Consider the following 20,621-nt stretch of genomic DNA (forward strand, 5'->3'; position numbering starts at 1 on the left):
AACAACGACGATGTTCGAATGGTCCGAGACCGATGTGCTGATCCGCGATGCCGTCCGGGCGTTCATCGACAGGGAGATCCGCCCCAATCTGGACGCGCTGGACAGCGGCGAACTGCCGCCGTACCTGATCATCCGAAAACTGTTCAGCCAGTTCGGGATCGACACCTTGGGCGGCGAGGCCGTGGACAAGATGCTGGCTGAGCAGCGGGCACGCGAGGCAGCCGCCGCCGCAGGCGAGACGAAGCCGGACAAGAAGGAGAAGGCTTTCGGCGCAAGTCCATTCGCCGGGCAGGAGTCGGTGATGGCGGTGCTGATCGGCGAACTGTCCGGGGTGTGCATGGGCTTGGTCACCGCAATGGGCGTGAGCATCGGGCTCGCCGCCACCACCATCATGTCGCGTGGCACGCTTGCGCAAAAAGAGCGTTGGCTGAAGGATATCGTCACCATGACGAAGGTCGTGTCGTGGGCGATCACCGAACCGGATTCCGGTTCGGACGCGTTCGGTGGCATGAAGACCTACGTCAAGCGCGATGGTGCGGACTACATCCTCAATGGGCGGAAGACCTTCATCACCAATGGGCCCTACGCCGACGTGATGATCGTCTACGCCAAACTCGACGACGGCGCGGGCGGCGACAAGCGCGAACGGAAGGTGCTCACCTTCGTGCTCGACAAGGGCATGGAAGGCCTCAGCCAGGGCAAGCCGTTCCGGAAGATGGGACTGCACTCCTCGCCGACCGGTGAGCTGTTCTTCGACAACGTGCGGGTCGGTCGGGACCGGCTACTCGGTGAGACCGAGGAGCATACGAGCGGCGACGGCAGGGACAGCGCCCGTTCCAGCTTCACCGCCGAGCGCATCGGCGTCGCCTTCATGGCGCTGGGCATCATCAACGAATGCCACCGGCTCTGCCTGGCATACGCCGCGAGTCGCAAGCTCTGGGGCCAGGAGATCGGACGATTCCAGCTGGTCCAGCTGAAGCTGGCGAGAATGGAGATCGCGCGGATCAACGTGCAGAACATGGTGTTCAACACCCTCGAACGAGGGAGGGCAGGCAAGCCGCCGACGCTCGCCGAGGCCTCCGCGATGAAGCTGTACGCGTCCGAGGCTGCCACCGAGGTCGCCATGGAGGCGGTCCAGCTGTTCGGCGGCAACGGCTATATGACCGATTACCGCGTGGAACAGCTCGCGCGCGACGCCAAGTCGCTGATGATCTACGCGGGCAGCAACGAAATCCAGGTGACGCACATCGCCAAGGGCCTGCTCGCGCAGTAGTGCCCGGGACCGGGCGCGTCCGGAAGTATCGTGCTGGTTGTCCCGAAACGACCAACCCGCCTGACAACCCAGGTCCCACCCGTGGGCTACCAGGCAAAGCCCGGGCGACCCATCATTACTAGTGGTCACCAGCAGCCCTGGCCACCGTAACTTTCGTGCGAGAGAAGCGAGACCGAGCATTGCCCGGACGCGAGCCATCAGGGGGCCGCGAACACGCCGCGCCCGCGCGGCCGACTACACAGCGCGCAGACGATTCCGGCTGGCGTAGACGTGTTCGGCGATGAGGGTGGCGATGCGGTCCGGTGCCTCCAGCATCGGCACGTGGCCGACTCCGTTGACCAGGATGCGGTCGGCGGATTCCGGGAGTTCCTTCAGATAGCGGCGGGCGTAGACGCGATTGGGGATGACCCGGTCGTATTCCGACAGGAGCAGCCGGACCGGCGTCTGAAGGGTGGATAGATCTTCCTGCTCCGGCGAACGGATGCTGCCGAGAATCATCGGAATCATGGCAGGGCAGTGCAATGCTGCGGCGATGGCGGCCGCGGTGTCGCGCCGCGATACCGCTGCGGCGTTCTTGCTCAGCGCGAGCAGGGCGATGCGTTGGGCGATCGGGTTGTTCACCGCGAATCCGCCCAGGTGCTTGGCGATTTCGACGAACGGAACCAGCGCGAGGAACTTCAGGCTGACCCGCAGCTGGGTGAGCGAGGGCGTGTGCCAACCACCGGCGGGCGCGATCAGCGTCAGCGTGCGGGCCCGGCCGCGGCGGGCCAGTTCGACGCCGACCCAGCCGCCGAGCGCGTTTCCCGCGATATGGCAGGTGCGCCAGCCGAGATCGTCGAGCTGATCCTCGATCCGGTCGGCGAGCGCGTGCACGTCGACCGACCAGTCGTCCGCGGGCGCGCCGCCCCAGTGACCCGCGAGCGTGGGCGCGAAGACCTCGCACTGCGACGAAAGCCGCGCCGCGGTCTGCTCCCAGCAATGCGGCGACAGCATGAAGCCGTGTAGCAATAGCAGCGGGTCGCCGGAACCCAGGTGCAGCGCTTTGATCGGCCGGGGTTCAGCGGCGGAACCGTGCGTGACGGTCTTTCGCGGGGCGGTGCCGGAGCGATCGGCGGCAGAGGAGGACTTGGAGGTGTCAGACGACATCGTCATCACCCCTTCCTGGACGGCGGTGTCCGGGGGAGTTCATCTGACCAGCATTGTACGGTCGTGTAGTGCCGTACATCATCTCAACAGTGAACGTGAACGGTGTCCGCGCGGCAACCGGCAAAGGCATGCTCGCTTGGCTCGCGGCCACCGAGGCCGACATCGTCTGTGTGCAGGAAACACGCGCCACTGACGAACAGGTCAGGGCCGCGCTGGCGCCCGCGCTCGATGCCGGGTGGTGGCTGTCGCACGCCGAGCCGGAGTCCAAAGGGCGCGCCGGTGTCGGCATCCTGTCCCGGCGTGCGCCGCATGCGGTACGAATCGGCTTCGGCAGCAGCGAGTTCGGAGCATCCGGCCGCTACCTCGAGGCGGACTTCGACCACGTCACCGTAGCCAGCGTGTATGTGCACACAGGGGAAGCGGGCACCGCGCGCCAAGACGAGAAGTACCGCTTCCTGGGCGAACTAGGTGTTTCCATGACTGCGCGTACCGGCGATTTCGTGGTAAGCGGGGATTGGAACATCGCGCACACCGAGCTCGATCTGAAGAACTGGAAAGGCAACCTGAAGTCGGCCGGGTTTCTGCCCGAGGAGCGCGCCTGGATCGACGAGATGCTCGCCGCGGGCTATGTCGACGTCGTGCGCAGGCTGTATCCCGAGGTCGAGGGACCGTACAGCTGGTGGTCCTACCGCGGGCGCGCTTTCGACAACGACACGGGCTGGCGCATCGACTACCAGTTGGCCCGCGGCGATCTCGCCGCACGCGCCAAGCAGGCGGTGGTGGAACGCGCCGCCACCTACGACCAGCGCTGGTCCGACCACGCGCCCGTCACGGTGCAGTACCGATGAGCCTCTCGCCGAAGGTGCTTCGCGCCCTCGCCGTGCTCGGCGCGGTCGCGCTGGCACTGGTGGTCGTCGTGGTGCTCGCGCTGCGCGGCGGCGGCGATGAGAACACCGCAGCCATCATCGTCGCGACCGCTCGCGCCACCACGGTGCAGACCTCCGCAGCCGGGGCCACCGGCCCACGCGGATCGTCCGTGTCGCCGGTAACCCAGGCGCCCGGCGTCCCGGACCGCGCCTACACCACCCTGCGTGAGATCGATGCGGGCCGCTGGCCCGACTCGGCGAACTCCCCTGGCACCAAGGGGGGCGAACGCTGGATGAACCGCGGTGGCGACCTGCCCGCCTCGGACGCATCCGGTAAACCCATCACCTATCAGGAATGGGACGTCAATCCGAAACAGCCCGGCCGATCCCGGGACGCCGAACGCATTGTCACCGGCAGTGACGGCTCGGCCTGGTATACGGGCGACCACTACAAGAGCTTCACGAGGATGCGCTGATGCCGAAATCGGTCACGTTGTCGCAGTTCCTTGCCCGTCCTGTCGGCGATGGCGCCGAGCATGCTCCCGCTCGGTCCGCGCCACCCACGCTCGGTGCCTTCGCGGGCGACGCCGCCGAGTTCAGTGGGCTGCGAGACAAGGTGCCCTCCGGCTACCTGGTGCGCGAGCTGCGCGGCGCGAAGATGCGCACCACCGGGGGTGTCTTCGACGAGTTCGCCGCCGTGTTCCAGTTCCCGTACTACTTCGGCGAGAACAAGGACGCCTTCGACGAATGCCTCCGTGACCTGGACGATTTCATCGGGGACGCGCCCGGATATATTGCCGCGGTCCGCGACTCGGCCGAGCTGCTCGCCGACGAGCTGGTCGAGCGAGACTGGTTCGCCGAAGCCATGCGCGACTGCGCGGCCTACTGGTCTCGGCGCGAGGTGGCTTTCCGTGTAGTGCTGCAGGGGGACGCGCCCGACATTCAGGACGTAACGCTGCGCCTGTGACGTGCGCGCTTACGTCAGCTTGTCGGCCAGATCCTCGCCAAGCAGCACGAACACGTCGACGGTGTGTTCGATCAGTTCGTCGCGGGTGAGGTCCAGATCGCCATGGAGCCAGGCGGTCAGCGTCTGCACCAATCCGCCGACCAGGTACATGGCGCGGAAATCGATCGCGGGATCGGGGGCAGCGTCGCTCATCCGGTAGAAGTCGATGCCCTCCGCGGCCACCATCCGCGCGAATACCCGCACGGTCTCGGTGGTGCGAACGCGCAGCTCCGGCGTCGCCATGCCCGCGATCAGTGCGACCTTCGCCTTGCGTGGGTCGTCGGTGAGCAGATGCACGCCCGCGGTGATGGCGGCGTGCGCGGTCGCGCGGGTGTCCGGCGGTGCGGTGCGCACCGCCGAGACAATCGCGGCCGCGAGTTCCTCCGCGATCCCGTCGATCAGCGCCGCCAGCACGGCGTCACGGCCGGCGAAATTCTCGTAGTAGTACCGCTCGTTGAGCCCGGCCTGTGCACACAGCCCGGAGACGGTCAGCTTCGCCAGCCCCTCGGTCCCGACGATCTCCAGCGCGGCCTCCAGCAGCGCCGCGCGCCGCTGCGCCCGGCGCTGCTGCGCCGAGATGCCCCCGTAGGTCCGCTGCACGGTCACGGTGTTCATTCTGCAGCGCCTGCGGCGCGGCGTTTTCACGGGCTGTGTTTTCGGCCGCGCGGGCGCGGCGTGTTCGCGGCCCCCTTCTGGCTCGCGTCCGAGCGACCGCCGCTGGCGACTTCGTCGCGGACGCGGCGGCCGCTCGGACGCGAGCCGGGCCGCGAACGGGGAATGCTCGGTCTTGCTTCGCTCGGAAGCCGGGGTGGGGCCGGGGTGGTCGTATGCGAGGCAAACGCAGCAGCATTGATCTGCGCACTGTGATTTTTGTGCGGTGGCGGCCGGCTACGAACGGGCGCGATGGCCGGTGGCGTGGGCAGGTCAGGTTGCGGTCTCATTTCTGGTAGGGAGTATTGCCAGAAATGTAAATCTGGTGGATGCTGTTGCCAGATGCTCTCGATGAGGAGGCGACGATGTCCGAGCCCGGCTATTTCAGTGACCACTCCATGATTCGGCGAGTCATGAGCAAGCGCGCGGTAGGTGTCACGTACGGCCTGCGCGCCCTGGTCGTCGGGGCGGTGCATCCACTGCTCTACGTCGGTACCGCGGAGAACACCGAGCATCGGATGACGCCTTACACCAGGCTCGCACTGACCGGGCATCTGTTCGAGGCCGTGTTCCTCGGCAGCAAGGCCGAGGCCGACCGCGCGCTGGCCTTCACCACGAAGAAGCACGCCAGGGTGCGCGGTGCGCTGCCGGAGGACGCGGGCCCACGCCATCCGGCGGGCACCGGTTACTCCGCGCTCGATCCACATCTGATGTTCATGACGATGGCCTTCACCTTCGACTCCGCCGAGGTGACTTACGAGCTGCTGGTGCGCACCATGACCGATGGCGAACGCGAGGGCCTCTACCAGGATTACCTGCGCTGGGGCGAGCTGTTCGGCATGCCCGCGGACGCCGCGCCGGGCAGCTACCGTGAGTTCCGCGCGTTCTTCGACGGCTACCTCGCCTCCGATGAGCTGTTCCTCACCGACGAGGCGCGGCTGGTCGGCTCCTACCTGGCCGGACAGCGTGTGCCCTACGCGCAGGGTGTGCCGCTGCAACACGTTACCTCCGCGTTCTACCTGCTGGTACAGGGCAGCCTGCCGCCACGGATTCGCCGGATGTACGGGATGCGCTGGGGTGTTGCCGACGAGGTCGCCTACCGGGCGCTGTCGCGGGCGGTCCGCACCGCGCACGTGTCGTTCCCGCTGGTGCCCCCGGTGCTGCGCGGCGCGCTCGCCGGGCCGAGCGCGCCGGTCTACAAACTGCTCTCCAAGCGCGAACACGAACTGGCCGGCACCGGGCGGCCGAGCATGCCAGGTATCGATCCGCGCAACTGGGTGCAGCGAAATTCGGCTTGAGCCCCATGCGAAGATCGGGGTATGTCCAGTCCTGCGCAAACCCCGGCCGCTGAACGCAAGCAGCGGGTCCTGTCCGGGATCCAGCCGACCAGCTCCTCCTTCCATCTCGGCAACTACCTTGGCGCGCTGCAGTACTGGGTGACCATGCAGGACGACTACGACGCGCTGTACTTCATCCCGAACCTGCACGCGATCACGGTGCCGCAGGATCCCAAGGAGCTGAAGGCGCGCACCAGGGCCGCCGCCGCACAGCTGCTCGCGCTCGGCATCGACCCGAAGAAGTCCACCCTGTTCGTGCAAAGCCAGGTACCCGAGCACGCCGAGCTGACCTGGGTGCTCAGCTGCGTCACCGGTTTCGGCGAAGCCAGTCGGATGACCCAGTTCAAGGACAAGTCGGTGAAGCAGGGCGCGGAGAACGCGACCGTAGGCCTGTTCACCTACCCGGTGTTGATGGCCGCGGACATCCTGCTCTACCGCGCCCACCAGGTCCCGGTCGGCGAAGACCAGCGCCAGCACCTGGAGCTGACCCGAAACCTGGCCCAACGTTTCAATACTCGATTCAAGAAGACGTTCGTGGTGCCGGAGGCGCACATCGTCAAGGGCACGGCGAAGATCTACGACTTGCAGGACCCGACCGCGAAGATGAGCAAGTCGGCCGCCTCCGACGCGGGCCTGATCAACCTGCTCGACGATCCGAAGGTCACCGCCAAGAAGGTGAAATCGGCGGTCACCGACACCGGACGCGAGATCCGCTACGACCTGGAGCGCAAGCCGGGCGTCAGTAACCTGCTGGTGATCCTGAGTTCCCTGACCGGCGCGCCGATTGTCACGCTGGAAAAGGATTTCGAGGGCAAGGGCTACGGCGATTTGAAAGCCGACGTCGCCGACGCGTTGGCCGAATTCGTCACGCCGTTGCGCGCGAAAGTGCAAGAGTACTTGTCGGATCAAGGCGAACTCGACCGCATCCTCGCCGCCGGGGCGGAGCGGGCGCGCGAGATCGCCGGCAACACCCTCGCACAGGTCTACGACCGGGTCGGCCTACTGGGTCGCTAGGGCGGCGCCTGCGAGGTCTCTTGTTCGAAGGGGCGAATGGTGCAGGTGATCGACAACATCAAGGCCGGGATCGAACGCCGGGTGCAAGTGCTGCCGTGGCTGGATCACTTGGTGCGGGCTGGCGGACGATATCAGCGACAGCGCGGTGACTACTACGCGGCAGGAATCACGTATTTTACTGTCCTGTCGTTGTTTCCGCTGTTGATGGTCGCTTTCTCGATCGCAGGCGTCGTGCTGTACAGCGATCCGGAACTGCTCGGCGAGCTACGGGCCAAGATCGTCGACAACATCCCGGGCTCATTCGGCACTCAGCTGAACGACCTGGTCGATCGGGCGGTCGAATCGCGGCGGACAGTCGGCACCCTCGGCTTGCTCACCGGCCTCTATACCGGTCTCGGCTGGATGACCCACCTGCGGGCCGCGCTCACCGAGCAATGGGAGCAGAAGAGCCCGGACGGTAACTGGTTGATGACCAAATTCTCGGATCTGGGCGCGCTGATCGGCCTCGGCCTCGCGTTCGTCGTCTCGCTGGGTCTGTCGGCGTTGGCGTCGAGCACCCTTGGGGCGCAGCTGCTCAGCACCCTGGGTCTCGGCAATCTGCCCGGCGCCCGGCTGCTGCTGGCGCTGGCGTCGATCCTGCTCGGGTTCCTGGCCTCTTGGGCGGTTTTCGCCTGGATCATCGCACGGCTGCCGCGCGAGCCGGTCACGCTGGCCAGTGCGGCCAAGGCGGCGGCACTGGCCGCGGCGGTGTTCGAGGTGTTCAAGATCGTCGCCTCGATCTATCTGCACTCCGTGCTGAGCAGTCCCGCGGGCGCCACGTTCGGCTCGATCATCGGTCTGATGGTGTTCAGTTACATCACCTACCGCATCATCCTGTTCGCCACCGCCTGGGCCGCCACCGCCGCCGAGAACGAACCCGAGGCCGACGTCCCCGCGCCCGGTCCCGCCGTCATCGCGCCGCGGGTCAGCGCCCGCGACGTGTCCGTGGGAGTAGGCGCCGCCTTCTTCGGCGCGGGTGCACTTGCGGCCCTGGCGCTTTCGGGACTGCGTCGACCGCCTGGTCGCCGCTGACCAACGCATCCCGTGATCGGCGCGGGATTCCGATATCGGCCTTTCGGCCCCTTTCAGGGCCGGGTGGACACCGTCCGCATGCTCGGACTACCGCCGCCGTTTGGCCTGTCGCGCGCCGACCAGCAGGGCAAGAATTACGACGATGCCGCCGACGATCAGCAGGGTTCTGGTACTGACACGCCGGTCTTCCGCAGGGGGCGCGGCGGAATATCCACTCCCACTCGCGGGTGGTGCGGCGAGAGCCACGTCGGTCTCCGTGGACTGGACGGTGGTCTCGTGCATGTCGCCGATCGATGTGCCGCGGGGGAGCGCGAAGCCGTAGTCGAGCAGACGGGCCGCCTGTTCCCACGGGCGCAGCGGGAGCACATCGGCCTTCAGCAAAGTGACGGCGAGCCTACGGCCGTCACGCTGGGCGGCGGCGACGAACGTCTGCCGGGCGTCGTCGGTGAACCCGGTCTTGCCGCCGAGGGCGCCCTCATAGTTGTAGAGCAGGTGGTTGTCGTTGCCTATGAGGAAGCCGGGGTGGTCGGTATCTCCGGGGATCCTCGGGTCCGCCGGATAGCCGGGGAAGTCGACCTGCTCGGTGTGGATCAGCTCGGCGAACAGCGGAATTGTCATGGCCTCCCGGAACAGCAGGGCCAGGTCGTAGGCTGAGGTACTCATGCCGGGGCCATCCAGGCCGGAGGGACTGGCCGCGCGAGTATCCCAGGCGCGCAGCGACTTCGCCACTTCGTTCATCTTCGCGACGGTGGCAGCGTCGCCGCCGAGCTGGGCGGCGATGGCGTGCGCCGCGTCGTTGCCGGAGGCCATGATCAGCGCCTGCAGCAGCTGTCGATTGGTGTAGACCCCGCCGGAACCGATACCGACCTTGGTGCCGTCGACATCGGCGTCCGCTTGCGTGCCGACCACCACCTTGTTCAGATCCAGCGTCCGCAGTGCCACCGTGGCGAGCAGCACCTTGATCGTGCTGGCAGGCCGGTAGCGTCCGTGCGGGTCCTTCGCCGCCAGCACCTCGCCGGTGTCCAGGTCGGACACGACCCAGGCCGTCGCCGAAATGTCCTGGGGCACCGCCGCCGCGCCTGGTGGCAGCACCACACCGCAGTCGCCGAGTCGGGCGCCGCCGACCGCGGGTGTGGGGACCGGCAGCGGTGTCGGTGTCGGCTGTCCGGGGGCGGGTACCTCGGATTCGTCGATCGGCGCGGGCGGCTGCGTCTTCTGCGGGCAGCCGTCGGTGTTCGGGGTGGCGAACGGCGTTGTCGTACTCGGCGCGGCGAGCGAGGGCGTGGCCGCCGCCCCGATCGCGGCGACGGCCAGCACGGCGCCGACGCAGAGCGTGGCGCGGCGACGGAACTCCCTGATCTTCATCGGCAGTGAGCCTAGCGAGCGATCGGCCCGGCGGCCGAACGCGAGTCAGATTACTGCCAACACATTGACAGTTAATACTAAATGGCAGCTACTATCAAAAACTAGTAACTTTCATTTATGGAGGCCTTCATGAAGACCGACTCGACCCGTCGCTGGCTTGCCCTCGGCGCGCTGGCGGTGGCGATGCTCACGATTGGGCTCGATGTCACGGTGCTGACCGTGGCGCTGCCCACGCTCGCCGTCGACCTGAACGCGAATACCTCCGCGCTGCAGTGGTTCAGCAGTGCGTACACGCTGGCGCTGGCCGCCGTGATGCTGCCCGCCGGCGCGCTCGGCGACCGCTACGGTCGCAAGAAGTTCCTGCTTGCCGCGCTACTGCTGTTCGGAGCCGCGTCGATCGCCTGCACCGTGTCCACCTCGGCTGGTCAGCTCATCGCAGCGCGTGTCGTGCTCGGGATCGCGGCGGCGGCCATGATGCCGCTGTCGATGTCGGTGCTGCCCGCGATGTTCCCCGAGCCAGCCCAACGGCAGCGCGCGCTCACCATCTGGATCACCTCGATCGCGATCGGACTGCCGCTCGGCCCGATCGTGGGCGGTTGGCTGCTGCGCAACTTCTGGTGGGGCTCGGTGTTCTTGATCAACGTGCCCATGGTGGTGATCGGCGCGGTCGCCGTCGCCGTGCTGGTGCCGGAATCGCGCAGCGCCCACCGCTTCCGTATCGATCTGCCCGGCGTCGTGCTGTCGGCAGCAGGCATGCTCGGACTCACGTATGGCTTCATCCGGATCGGCGAGGAAGGATGGGGCGACGGCCCTGCCTGGATCATTGTCCTGGCCGGAGCGCTATTGCTCGGCGCGTTCGCAGCGTGGCAGCGCAGGACCGCGCAGCCGCTGGTCGACCTCGCGCTCTTCGCTACCGATGGATTCCGGTGGGGTACTGCTTTTTCCATCATGGTGAACTTCGCCATGTTCGGTATGTTCTTCACCGTTCCGCAATACTTCCAGGCGGTGCTCGGCGTGGACGCACTCGGCAGCGGGCTGCGGCTGCTTCCGCTGATCGGCGGATTGCTGGTCGGCAGCAGGCTCGTGGACCGGGCGCTGCCGAAACTAGGTATCCGTGTGGTGCTCACAATCGGATTCGCACTGCTCGCGGGCTCGCTCACACTGGGCGCGCTGACCACTGTGGACAGTGGATACGGGCGCACCGCGCTGTGGATAACGCTGCTCGGCGCGGGGATGGGTCTGGTGATGCCCGCGGCCATGGGCCTGGCGATGGGCGAGCTGACCGCGGAGCGGTCCGGGTCCGGGTCCGCGCTGCTGCAGGCGCTGCGCCAGGCCGGCGGCACCATCGGCGTCGCGGTGCTCGGCAGCGTCCTGTCCACCCGGTACCGCTCGGAATTGGGTGAACTGAACCGCGATCCGATCGCCGACGGCGTCAACGCGGGAGTAGCGACCGCGCACAAGCTCGGGGATCCGTCGATGCTGCAGCAGGTGCAGAGCGCGTTCGTCGGCGGGATGGGCGCGATGCTGTGGGCCTGTGCCGCACTCTGCCTGCTTTCGGCCGCGGTCGCGGTGGTGTTCATCCGCTCGAAGCGACCTGCGGAGGCGCGGGAGCCTGGTACGGCAGAATCGATGCATGTCGGTTGAGATACCCGCGAACGGGACGGCGCAGGGTCTGCGCGAGCGGAAGAAGGAACGGACTCGCCGCACGATTCGCATGGAGGCATTCCGGCTGTTCCGCGAGCAGGGGTACAACGAGACGACCATCGAGCAGATCGCCGCGGTCGCCGATGTCTCGCCGAGCACCTTCTTCCGCTACTTCCCGACCAAAGAGCAGTTGGTACTCGCCGACGATCTCGATCCGCTGTTGTTCGAGGCGCTGCGGCGCCAGCCGCGCGACATCTCGCCGATGGCCGCTTTCCGCAACGCGGTGGTCGAGGTCTTCGGGACGCTGCCTGCCGCCGAGCTGGCCTTCGAGCAGGAGCGGCAGGCGCTGCTGTACCACGTGCCGGAGCTGCGGTCGGCTATCGGTTTGGAGATCGTGCGCAGCATCGATCTCATTGCGGGTCTGATGGCCGAACACGTCGGCCGATCGCCCGATGACTTCGAGGTGCGGGTGGCGGCGGGCGCGATGGCGGGCGCCGCCTTGGCCATCTCGCGGATGACGCCGATGAATGTCGAGAACATCACGCACACATTGGATTTCCTTGCCGCGGGGCTCCCGCTCGGCCCGGGTCCCGAGGCGGGGCGGGACTGAGGATTCGACTGGTCGGAGTACGTCGCCGGGAGCAGTCGTCGCCGGTCCCGCAGACCGAACGCGGGGAATCCGCCCGCGAGCCTACTGCGCCTCGGCGGTGCTCGCGTGCCTCAGGCGTTCGGGGGTCTCGTCGGTCACCGTCGCGAAGAAGCCGCCGATCACGTCCTCGATCTCAGCGATCGACTCCGCACAGTAGAGGGTCGGCTGGTAGTGGGTGATGTCGTAGACCGCGCTGCCCATTTCGGCGACGTCGAGGGGGCGCAGCTCGGCGTGCCGGAACTCCTCGATCTCGCCGTAGGAGGACAGCAAACCTGCCCCGTAGCAACGGATCTCGTCGCCTTCGCGGACAACGCCGAATTCCATCGAGAACCAGAACACGTTGGCGAGGAACTTCAGCGCGCTTTCGCTGCTCAGTCGCCCCACGGCGGCGCCGACCTCGGCATAGACGGCGGCGAACCGGGGGCTGGCGATCTGGTTGGCGTGCCCGATGATCTCGTGGATGGCATCTGGCTCCGGGGTGTACAGCGGTGCCGAGTGGTGCCGGATGTACTGCGTGGAGTGGAAGATCCGATCAGCGAATGAGCCGAAGAACTCCCGCAGCGGTACCAGGCCCGCGGCCGGGACATAGCGGAACCCGCTGAGCGGCGCGAGCGCTGCGGACACCTCGTCCAACTGCGGAATGTGATCGTTCGGCAGAGCGAGCGCTTCGGCGGCCGCGAGCACCTCCGCGCTGGCGTATGTGCGGTGCTTGCGGGCGAGTTCGGCGGACACGATGCGCCATACCTGCTGTTCCTCATCGGTGTAGGTGATGTGAGGAAGCGGTGAGCCTGGTGTGTAGTTCAGCGCCAGTGCAGCGATAGCGTTGCGCCGTGCCTGATAGTCCGAGTCGTGCACGCCGGGATGTTCGTCGCTCAGGTGCACCTTCACATCACCCTCGCCGGTGCGGGTCACCGGCGAGTACAACTGAGCCTCACTGAACATCCCTCGATGCAAGCACCGCTCGGCGCTTCCGACAACAAAAGCCCGTTCAACTGGGCACATTGCCTAGCTGAACGGGCATTTCCATGAGATTCCGGCGGACGTCGTAGCTCGACGGGCTCTGATCAGTGGTGGGCGTGCAGCGAGTGCACCACCGCGTGTCCCTTGCCGCGCCCGATCATCCACTTGTTCACCGGGGTGGTCAGTACGAACGCCACCGCGAGGGAGAACACGAGGGTGGCCCAGAACAGCGCGCTGTCCAGATGGGCGTCCATGGCACCGGGGACGGCGAGGATCACGGCGTTGTCCACGATCTCCATGACCGTGATCGACACGGTGTCGGCCGCGAGCGCGGTGGTGACGGCGGCGGCTAACGGCAGCCCCGCCCGCAGCACGCCGCGCATGGTGAACGCGTAGCCGAACAGGAACGCCAGCACGATGGCCAGGGCCATCGTCGAGGCGTTGTTCCAGCCCAGCGCGGTGCCGATCACCATGCCCAGAATCTCGCCGATGGCACAGCCGGTCAGGCAGTGCAGTGTCGCCGCGGCCGCCATCCGCCAGGTAGCCGGAGCGTACCGTCCAGCATGGTCTTCGGCAGTGTGCGTTGCCTGCGCGGAGTGGGAAACGTCTTCTCTGGACCCCTCGTACCTGTGCTCCATGCGAAGTACTATACCCCTGTAAGGTATGAGTGCGGAAGATGGAGTTCGCGATTTGCCAGACATGAGCGGGCCTCGTGCCGCAAGATAACGAAAGGATGAAGGAGGGCGCATGAAATCCGTGCGGATCGATCTCGACCAGAAGTTACTCGACGACGCGGCCGCCATCATGGGCACGTCGACGAGTCACGCCACCGTCAACGAGGCTCTGCGCCGAATCGTCGTGCACGAGCGCCAGCTGCACCACCTCGAAAAGCTGGCTGCCAACGCTTTCTTCGACCTACCCGAGCCGGAGGCGGTAATAGTCGACCGATAGCCGCCGCGGGCCACGCAGCCTACTGCCGGGCGGTGGGAGGAACCCACGGCACCGCAGATCGTGTGCGCGTGATGTGTCGGTGGGGGCTGGCAGAATCCGAGGGACTGTTGATGCGGTCGAGGGGTGGAATTATGGCGGTCTCTCTTGTCGATGTGCCTGCCGCGCAGCGGCCGCGGGAGCGGTTGGTGGCGCTCGGGCCGCAAGCGCTCACCGATGTGGAGTTGCTGGCGCTGTTGCTGCGGCACGGCAGGCGTGGCGCGAGTGCATTGGATCTGGCAGTGGAATTGCTGGTCGAGCACGGGGGGCTCGCGGGGTTGGCGGCGGCGCGTCCGGAAGAGTTGTCACGCGGAGCCGGGGTCGGCGTGGCGAAGGCGTCCGCAATCATCGCCGCGTTTCACCTGGGCGCGCGGGCGCGGGCCGGAGGGGATCCGCCGATCCGGCTGGCCACTCCCGCCGACGTCGCCTCGGCCGCCCGGCCGCTGTTCGCCGGCGCGCGGGTGGAGCGGCTACTCGTCTTGGTGTGCGATGCGCAGAACCGGTTGCGGCGCAAGGTGTTCGTCGCGGAAGGCGCCGTCGACCAGGTCGCCGTCCCGGTGCGGGAGATCATGAACACCGTCCTGCGGCACGACGGCCGCGCCTTCGCCGTGGTGCACAACCACCCCTCGGGCGACCCGACCCCCAGCGTGGACGACCGACGCGCCACGACCTTTCTCGCCGACGCCGCCCACACGGTGGGTCTGCGATTCCTCGACCATGTGGTGATCGCGGGAGAGGAATGGGCCAGCGCGTCCGGGTTGGCAGGGTGCTGACGGGTAGGTTCACCGTGGACTGAGCAACCCTGGCGCGAGAGCGAAGGCCGCCACCATCGAAAGAGGGAGGCGGCCTTCGTTGTCGAGATCAGGGAGGTCAGCGGGTGAACAGCAGTGCGCGCTTGACTTCCTGGATGGCCTTGGTGACTTCGATACCGCGGGGACAGGCGTCGGTGCAGTTGAAGGTGGTGCGGCAGCGCCAGACGCCTTCGACATCGTTGAGGATGTCGAGGCGTTCGCGGGCGGCTTCGTCCCGGCTGTCGAAGATGAAGCGGTGCGCGTTCACGATCGCGGCCGGGCCGAAGTAGCTGCCGTCGCTCCAGTACACGGGGCAGGAGGTGGTGCAGCAGGCGCAGAGGATGCACTTGGTGGTGTCGTCGAACCGGGCGCGGTCGGCCTGGCTCTGGATGCGTTCGCGCGTGGGCTCGTTACCCGTGGTGATCAGGTAGGGCTTGACGGCGCGGAACGCGTCGAAGAACGGCTCCATGTTCACCACGAGGTCCTTTTCCACGGGCAGTCCGCGGATCGGCTCGACGGTGACCGTGATCGACTTGCCGCCCTTGGGCAGCATGTCCTTCATCAGCACCTTGCACGCCAGCCGGTTGACGCCGTTGATACGCATCGCATCGGAACCGCAGACACCGTGCGCACAGGAGCGGCGGAAGGTGAGCGTGCCGTCCAGGTAGGACTTGATGTAGATCAGCACGTTCAGGAAGCGGTCGGTCGTCAGGACCGGTACTTGGAAGGACTCCCAGTGCGCGCCCTTGTCGTCCTCCGGGTTGAACCGGGCCACCTTGACGGTGATCATCACCGAGCCCTCGGGGACCGGTGCGGGAGCCTGTGTCGCGGGTGCTTCGGCTACAGCAGTCATCAGTACTTACGCTCCATCGGCTCGTAACGGGTCTGCACCACCGGCTTGAAGTCGAGACGGATCTCGGAAACAAGCTCCGGAGGAGATCCCGGCTCGACTTCCTTGTAGGCCATCGTGTGCCGCATGAAGTTCACGTCGTCGCGGTCCGGGTAGTCCTCGCGGGCGTGGCCGCCGCGCGATTCCTTGCGGTTGAGCGCACCGACCACGGTGACCTCGGCCAGCTCCAGCAAGAAGCCGAGTTCGACGGCCTCGAGCAAATCGCTGTTGTACCGCTTCCCCTTGTCCTGCACTGTGATCCGCGCGTAGCGCTCCTTGAGCGCGTGGATGTCGGTGAGGGCCTGCTTGAGCGTGTCCTCGGTGCGGAAAACCGAGGCGTTGTTGTCCATCGAGCGCTGCAGCTCGGTGCGGATGTCGGCCACCCGCTCGTTCCCGTGCTCGCTCAGCAGCATGGCCAGCCAGTCCTGCACCATCTGCGCCGGCTGTTCCGGCAGATCCACGAAGTCGCTGCGCTGCGCGTACTCCGCGGCGGCGATGCCCGCCCGGCGACCGAATACATTGATGTCCAGCAGCGAGTTGGTGCCGAGCCGGTTGGCGCCGTGCACCGAGACGCAGGCGCACTCGCCCGCCGCGTACAGGCCGGGCACGATGTCGGAGTTGTTGCGCAGCACCTCGCCGCGGATCCGGGTCGGGATGCCGCCCATCACGTAGTGACAGGTCGGGAACACCGGCACCAATTCCTTCACCGGGTCGACACCGAGGTAGGTGCGGGAGAACTCGGTGATGTCGGGCAGCTTCTCCTCGAGCACGTCTTCGCCGAGGTGGGTCACGTCGATGTAGACGTAGTCCTTGTTCGGCCCCGCGCCGCGGCCTTCCAGCACCTCGAGCACCATCGACCGGGCAACGATGTCGCGCGGCGCGAGGTCCTTGATGGTGGGGGCGTAGCGCTCCATGAAGCGCTCACCGTCGGCGTTGCGCAGGATGCCGCCCTCGCCGCGGACCGCCTCGGAGATCAGGATGCCGAGCCCGGCAAGACCTGTCGGGTGGAACTGGTGGAACTCCATGTCCTCCAGCGGCAGACCCTTGCGGAACACGATCGCCATGCCGTCGCCGGTCAGCGTGTGCGCGTTCGAGGTGGTCTTGTACATCCGGCCCGAGCCGCCGGTGGCGAACACGATCGACTTGGCATGGAAGAGGTGGATGTCGCCGGTGGCCAGCTCGTAGGCGACGACGCCGGTGGCGACCGGGCCGCGTTCGGTGTCGGTGAGCACCAGATCCAGCACGTAGAACTCGTTGTAGAACTCCACGTCGTGTTTGACGCAGTTCTGGTAGAGCGTCTGCAGGATCATGTGGCCGGTGCGGTCGGCGGCGTAGCACGCGCGGCGGACCGGGGCCTTGCCATGGTCGCGGGTGTGGCCGCCGAAGCGGCGCTGATCGATCTTGCCTTCGGGCGTGCGGTTGAACGGCAGGCCCATCTTCTCCAGGTCGAGCACCGCGTCGATGGCCTCCTTGGCCATGATCTCCGCGGCGTCCTGGTCGACCAGGTAGTCACCACCCTTGACGGTGTCGAAGGTGTGCCACTCCCAGTTGTCCTCTTCGACGTTGGCCAGCGCGGCACACATGCCACCTTGCGCGGCGCCGGTGTGGCTGCGGGTCGGGTACAGCTTGGTCAGCACCGCCGTCCGAACACGCGGACCCGCCTCGATAGCGGCGCGCATACCCGCGCCACCCGCCCCGACGATCACGACGTCGTAGCGATGCTCCTGAATCCGGGATTCAATCATCGAGGTGGCCTGTTCCTAACTGATGTTGGGGTCGAAGGTGAAGATGACGTAGGTGCCCACGCCCATGATCAGGATCATCGAGATGGCCAGCAGCGTGTTCAGCCAGAACCTGGTCGAATCCTTGCGGGAGTAGTCCGCGATCACGGTGCGCAGCCCATTGCCGCCGTGCAGCTGGGCGAGCCACAGCATGGTGAGGTCCCAGAACTGCCAGAACGGGCTGGACCAGCGACCGGCTACGAAGGCGAAGTTGAGGCGCTTCACGCCGCCGTCGAGCAGCAGCATGATCGACATATGGCCGAGCACGAGCACGATCAGCAGCAGGCCGGAGAAGCGCATGAACAGCCACGCGTACTTCTCGAAGTTGTTGCTCGAGCGGGCGCGCGGCGAGCGGGGAAGATCCAGGCTGGCCGGACGGTCGTACGACTTCCCGATGACAGGTGCGGTCATTGTGTCAGTGCTCCGTGAACAGGTAGAAGAACTGGCGTCCGATCGCGGGAACCGCCAGCAGGAACCAGATCGCGAGGATGATCCAGAGCATCAGGCGCTGGTACTTCGGGCCCTTGGACCAGAAGTCCACCAGGATCACGCGGACGCCGTTGAGCGCGTGGAACAGCACGACGACGACAAGGCCCATCTCCATCAAAGCGACGAGCGGGTTCTTGTATATCTCGATCGCCTCGTTGTAGGTGTCAGGGCTGACCCGCACCAACGCGGTGTCCAGGACATGGACGAAGAGGAAGAAGAAGATGGCGACGCCGGTGATCCGGTGCAATGCCCATGACCACATTCCGGGGTCGCCTCGGTACAGCGTCTTCCGCTTCGGCTGGGCCGGAGCTTCAATCGTGGTCATAGCGTGCGGTCGCCTCCAACGTCGTTGATGGACCCGGTTGCAGGCCGCGTTGGGGGGCGAATGCCCAGGTGGCTGCACTCCGACCCGCCGAAGGGAACCTGAACCGATCTGTTGTGGACTCTAATCCTCTCGCAATGCCGGAACTAATTCGGAGTGCCGTGCGTTGCGCGACAACCGGCCGGGTTAGGTTTACCTTTCTCGATGTGCGCGGGGTTCTTTCGTGGCCCTCGCGCGGCCATGTTCGGCTCGGTCCGAGAGGGGTTCCCCGTGTCGCAAATAGACTGGAATGTCTTGCGTGACAACGCTATTCAAATTATGCATAACGCCTATGCGCCGTACTCGCGGTTTCCGGTCGGCGCCGCCGCTCTCAGTAGTGATGGCCGAATTGTGAGCGGTTGCAATGTGGAGAATGTCTCATATGGATTGGGCCTGTGTGCCGAATGTGTACTGATCGGTAACTTGATTGCGGGTGGCGGAGGACGTCTTCTGGCGATCTCCGTGACCGATTCCCGCGGTGAAATCCTCATGCCCTGTGGTCGCTGCCGTCAATTGCTCTATGAGCACGGCGGCGCCGAACTCCTGGTCGATCACCAGGCCGGAGCGGTGCCGCTGCGCGCGCTTCTTCCGGATGCCTTCGGACCCGACGACCTGGACGCGGGGCAGATGTGAGCCGAGTGGTCAGCAGTCGGTCTCGAGCGCCGCGTCGATGTCGGCGTCGGCGGGCATGGTGACGTCGAGAAAGGGAATCGGCGGAATGCCGAGTCGCTCCACGATGAGGGTCGAGCTTCGTCCGAGCGAATTGCCGCGGGCTCGGCCAGCCAATATTTCGAGGCCGGTCATCCGTCGCGTCAGCGCGAGCCGAGTCACGCCGCAGCCTTCCGGATATCGGCGCTCCGGGCTCGAGCCCGAGGTCCGCTGGTCCATGTGCGTGTGTCATCGCTTCCCCAACCTCGCCCGAATGATGCGGTGAGGGCTGGCTGACCGATGCACCGGTAAGAGTCAAGGATCCGCGTCGGCTCGTGCCAGACTGACGGATGTGACGGCACTGGACGCGGTTTCGATCATCACGACCAAGCGCGACGGAGGGGAACTGTCCGACGCGCAGATCGACTGGGTGATCGACGGGTTCACCCGCGGCGAGGTCGCCGACGAGCAGATGTCCGCGCTGGCCATGGCGATCGTGTGGCGGGGTATGACGCGGAGCGAGACGGCCAGGTGGACGTCCGCGATGATCGCGTCGGGGCAGCGCATGGACTTCACCGATCTGCCGCGCCCGACGGTGGACAAACACTCGACCGGCGGGGTCGGCGACAAGATCACGCTTCCGCTGGCGCCGCTGGTCGCCGCGTGTGGCGCCGCCGTGCCACAGCTCTCGGGGCGCGGGCTCGGGCACACCGGAGGGACGCTGGACAAGCTGGAGGCCATTCCCGGCTGGCAGGCGGACGTGGCGGTGCCGCGGATGCGCGACATCCTGGCGGACCCGGGCATCGGCGCGGTGGTCTGTGCGGCGGGCGCGGACCTCGCACCGGCGGACAAGCGGCTCTATGCCCTGCGCGATGTTACGGGCACGGTCGAATCGATCCCGCTGATCGCCAGCTCGATCATGAGCAAGAAGATCGCCGAGGGCACCGCGGCGCTGGTGCTCGACGTCAAGGTCGGCTCCGGCGCCTTCCTGAAGACCCTCGACGGCGCGCGCGAACTGGCCACGGCCATGGTGGAACTGGGCACCGACGCGGGCGTGCGGACGGTCGCGCTCCTCACCGCCATGGACACCCCGCTCGGCCGCGCCGCGGGCAACGCACTCGAAGTGGCGGAATCGGTGGAGGTGCTCGCGGGCGGCGGCCCCGCCGACGTCGTCGAGCTGACGCTCACCCTGGCGCGCGAGATGGTGGCGCTGGCCGGACTGGAGATCGATCCCGCTGATGTGCTCGCCGACGGCAAGGCGATGGACCACTGGCGCGCGATGGTTCGCGCCCAGGGCGGCGAGCCGGACGCGCCGCTGCCCATCGCGAAGCACACCGAGACCGTCCGGGCCGAGAGCGATGGTGTGCTGACCCGGCTCGACGCGCTGGGCGTCGGCCTCGCCGCCTGGCGGCTCGGTGCGGGCCGCGCGCGGCAGGGCGACCCGGTCCAGTTCGGCGCGGGCGTCGAAATGCATGCCAAGCCAGGCGATTCCGTGTCGGCGGGACAGCCGATGCTCACCATGCACACGGATACCCCGGCGGCATTCGCGGGCGCCTCGGCAGCCCTGCGCGCCGCCGTCACCGTCGAGGCCGCCGCCACGCCCTCGCCCGCCCCGCTGGTCCTCGGACGAATCGGAGCTTGATCCGCGCCCGGCGTGGCGCCGGGGCGGTGCCGGTCGGTTCGGTGTCCCGTT

The 20,621-nt window shown here is 66.8% G+C and carries 23 protein-coding genes; 13 read left to right on the forward strand and 10 right to left on the reverse strand.

What is annotated here, in order from left to right; all coding sequences use genetic code 11:
• Positions 1-10 precede the first annotated feature (10 nt).
• Positions 11-1,273 (forward strand): acyl-CoA dehydrogenase family protein, encoded by a 1,263-nt coding sequence (locus tag OH799_RS29420; protein WP_406270703.1) that lies wholly within the window; start codon positions 11-13, stop codon positions 1,271-1,273.
• A 234-nt stretch (positions 1,274-1,507) separates the two neighbouring features.
• Here OH799_RS29420 and OH799_RS29425 read toward each other — a convergent pair whose 3' ends face one another.
• On the reverse strand, positions 1,508-2,425 hold the full coding sequence (locus tag OH799_RS29425) for an alpha/beta fold hydrolase (RefSeq protein ID WP_406270706.1): 918 nt from the start codon (positions 2,423-2,425) through the stop codon (positions 1,508-1,510).
• Positions 2,426-2,487: 62 nt separating this feature from the next.
• Here OH799_RS29425 and OH799_RS29430 point away from each other — a divergent pair, with 62 nt between their 5' ends.
• From OH799_RS29430 to OH799_RS29440, 3 genes are read left to right on the forward strand one after another with little or no spacing between them, the layout of a single operon-like run.
• Positions 2,488-3,267 (forward strand): exodeoxyribonuclease III, encoded by a 780-nt coding sequence (locus OH799_RS29430; RefSeq protein ID WP_406270709.1) that lies wholly within the window; start codon positions 2,488-2,490, stop codon positions 3,265-3,267.
• Positions 3,264-3,761 (forward strand): ribonuclease domain-containing protein, encoded by a 498-nt coding sequence (locus tag OH799_RS29435; protein ID WP_406270712.1) that lies wholly within the window; start codon positions 3,264-3,266, stop codon positions 3,759-3,761. Before OH799_RS29430 ends, OH799_RS29435 begins: the two co-directional genes overlap by 4 nt.
• Positions 3,761-4,252, forward strand: a complete 492-nt coding sequence (locus OH799_RS29440; protein ID WP_406270715.1) for a barstar family protein — start codon at positions 3,761-3,763, stop codon at positions 4,250-4,252. The genes OH799_RS29435 and OH799_RS29440 overlap by 1 nt, the downstream gene beginning before the upstream one ends.
• 9 nt (positions 4,253-4,261) lie before the next feature.
• On the opposite strand, the gene OH799_RS29445 is transcribed toward OH799_RS29440, so the two are convergent.
• Complete coding sequence (locus tag OH799_RS29445; RefSeq protein ID WP_406270718.1) at positions 4,262-4,906, reverse strand: TetR/AcrR family transcriptional regulator; 645 nt, start codon at positions 4,904-4,906, stop codon at positions 4,262-4,264.
• 401 nt (positions 4,907-5,307) lie between these two features.
• Between OH799_RS29445 and OH799_RS29450 the strand changes: the two genes are divergently transcribed.
• Genes OH799_RS29450 through yhjD form a run of 3 tightly spaced genes read left to right on the forward strand, consistent with a single transcriptional unit; the run spans position 5,308 to position 8,364 of the window.
• Positions 5,308-6,240 (forward strand): oxygenase MpaB family protein, encoded by a 933-nt coding sequence (locus tag OH799_RS29450; RefSeq protein ID WP_406270721.1) that lies wholly within the window; start codon positions 5,308-5,310, stop codon positions 6,238-6,240.
• Positions 6,241-6,261: 21 nt separating this feature from the next.
• On the forward strand, positions 6,262-7,293 hold the full coding sequence (trpS, locus tag OH799_RS29455) for a tryptophan--tRNA ligase (protein ID WP_406270724.1): 1,032 nt from the start codon (positions 6,262-6,264) through the stop codon (positions 7,291-7,293).
• Positions 7,294-7,332: 39 nt separating this feature from the next.
• Complete coding sequence (yhjD, locus tag OH799_RS29460; RefSeq protein ID WP_406282713.1) at positions 7,333-8,364, forward strand: inner membrane protein YhjD; 1,032 nt, start codon at positions 7,333-7,335, stop codon at positions 8,362-8,364.
• Between the two features lie 87 nt (positions 8,365-8,451).
• Here yhjD and OH799_RS29465 read toward each other — a convergent pair whose 3' ends face one another.
• A complete protein-coding gene (locus OH799_RS29465; RefSeq protein ID WP_406270727.1) occupies positions 8,452-9,729 on the reverse strand; it encodes a D-alanyl-D-alanine carboxypeptidase family protein in 1,278 nt (425 codons plus the stop codon).
• A gap of 129 nt (positions 9,730-9,858) precedes the next feature.
• On the opposite strand from OH799_RS29465, the gene OH799_RS29470 reads away from it, so the two are divergent.
• Both OH799_RS29470 and OH799_RS29475 read left to right on the forward strand, forming a co-directional pair.
• Entirely contained in the window at positions 9,859-11,373 is a 1,515-nt protein-coding gene (locus OH799_RS29470) for an MFS transporter (RefSeq protein WP_406270730.1), read from the forward strand.
• A complete protein-coding gene (locus OH799_RS29475; RefSeq protein WP_406270733.1) occupies positions 11,363-11,983 on the forward strand; it encodes a TetR family transcriptional regulator in 621 nt (206 codons plus the stop codon). Before OH799_RS29470 ends, OH799_RS29475 begins: the two co-directional genes overlap by 11 nt.
• An 81-nt stretch (positions 11,984-12,064) precedes the next feature.
• On the opposite strand, the gene OH799_RS29480 is transcribed toward OH799_RS29475, so the two are convergent.
• Together OH799_RS29480 and OH799_RS29485 are read right to left on the reverse strand one after the other, a co-directional pair.
• Positions 12,065-12,964, reverse strand: coding sequence for a phenylalanine 4-monooxygenase (locus OH799_RS29480; protein WP_406270736.1), 900 nt, complete (start codon positions 12,962-12,964; stop codon positions 12,065-12,067).
• Positions 12,965-13,086: 122 nt separating this feature from the next.
• Complete coding sequence (locus OH799_RS29485; protein ID WP_406270739.1) at positions 13,087-13,620, reverse strand: DUF4396 domain-containing protein; 534 nt, start codon at positions 13,618-13,620, stop codon at positions 13,087-13,089.
• A 109-nt stretch (positions 13,621-13,729) separates the two neighbouring features.
• On the opposite strand from OH799_RS29485, the gene OH799_RS29490 reads away from it, so the two are divergent.
• Together OH799_RS29490 and radC are read left to right on the forward strand one after the other, a co-directional pair.
• Entirely contained in the window at positions 13,730-13,933 is a 204-nt protein-coding gene (locus OH799_RS29490) for a type II toxin-antitoxin system VapB family antitoxin (protein ID WP_406270742.1), read from the forward strand.
• Positions 13,934-14,064: 131 nt separating this feature from the next.
• Positions 14,065-14,742 (forward strand): RadC family protein, encoded by a 678-nt coding sequence (gene radC / locus OH799_RS29495; RefSeq protein ID WP_406270744.1) that lies wholly within the window; start codon positions 14,065-14,067, stop codon positions 14,740-14,742.
• A 97-nt stretch (positions 14,743-14,839) separates the two neighbouring features.
• On the opposite strand, the gene OH799_RS29500 is transcribed toward radC, so the two are convergent.
• The 4 genes from OH799_RS29500 to sdhC are packed head-to-tail and all read right to left on the reverse strand — an operon-like array spanning position 14,840 to position 18,244.
• Positions 14,840-15,613: a succinate dehydrogenase iron-sulfur subunit gene (locus OH799_RS29500; RefSeq protein ID WP_357265987.1), complete on the reverse strand. Its 774-nt coding sequence runs from the start codon at positions 15,611-15,613 to the stop codon at positions 14,840-14,842.
• Complete coding sequence (gene sdhA / locus OH799_RS29505) at positions 15,613-17,394, reverse strand: succinate dehydrogenase flavoprotein subunit (protein ID WP_406270747.1); 1,782 nt, start codon at positions 17,392-17,394, stop codon at positions 15,613-15,615. Before sdhA ends, OH799_RS29500 begins: the two co-directional genes overlap by 1 nt.
• 15 nt (positions 17,395-17,409) lie before the next feature.
• On the reverse strand, positions 17,410-17,841 hold the full coding sequence (locus OH799_RS29510; protein ID WP_327112926.1) for a succinate dehydrogenase hydrophobic membrane anchor subunit: 432 nt from the start codon (positions 17,839-17,841) through the stop codon (positions 17,410-17,412).
• 4 nt (positions 17,842-17,845) lie between these two features.
• On the reverse strand, positions 17,846-18,244 hold the full coding sequence (sdhC, locus tag OH799_RS29515) for a succinate dehydrogenase, cytochrome b556 subunit (RefSeq protein WP_357265983.1): 399 nt from the start codon (positions 18,242-18,244) through the stop codon (positions 17,846-17,848).
• 267 nt (positions 18,245-18,511) lie between these two features.
• Here sdhC and OH799_RS29520 point away from each other — a divergent pair, with 267 nt between their 5' ends.
• Positions 18,512-18,913 carry a cytidine deaminase gene (locus tag OH799_RS29520; protein WP_406270752.1) on the forward strand — a complete coding sequence of 134 codons (402 nt, stop codon included), beginning with the start codon at positions 18,512-18,514 and terminating at the stop codon, positions 18,911-18,913.
• Positions 18,914-18,922: 9 nt separating this feature from the next.
• Here the strand turns inward: OH799_RS29520 and OH799_RS29525 are convergent, their stop codons facing one another.
• On the reverse strand, positions 18,923-19,168 hold the full coding sequence (locus OH799_RS29525) for a hypothetical protein (RefSeq protein ID WP_406270755.1): 246 nt from the start codon (positions 19,166-19,168) through the stop codon (positions 18,923-18,925).
• Between the two features lie 112 nt (positions 19,169-19,280).
• Between OH799_RS29525 and OH799_RS29530 the strand changes: the two genes are divergently transcribed.
• Entirely contained in the window at positions 19,281-20,570 is a 1,290-nt protein-coding gene (locus OH799_RS29530; RefSeq protein ID WP_406270758.1) for a thymidine phosphorylase, read from the forward strand.
• Positions 20,571-20,621 lie beyond the last annotated feature (51 nt).

The organism is Nocardia sp. NBC_00881, assembly GCF_045207455.1.
In the GTDB taxonomy this organism is placed as follows: Bacteria; Actinomycetota; Actinomycetes; order Mycobacteriales; family Mycobacteriaceae; genus Nocardia.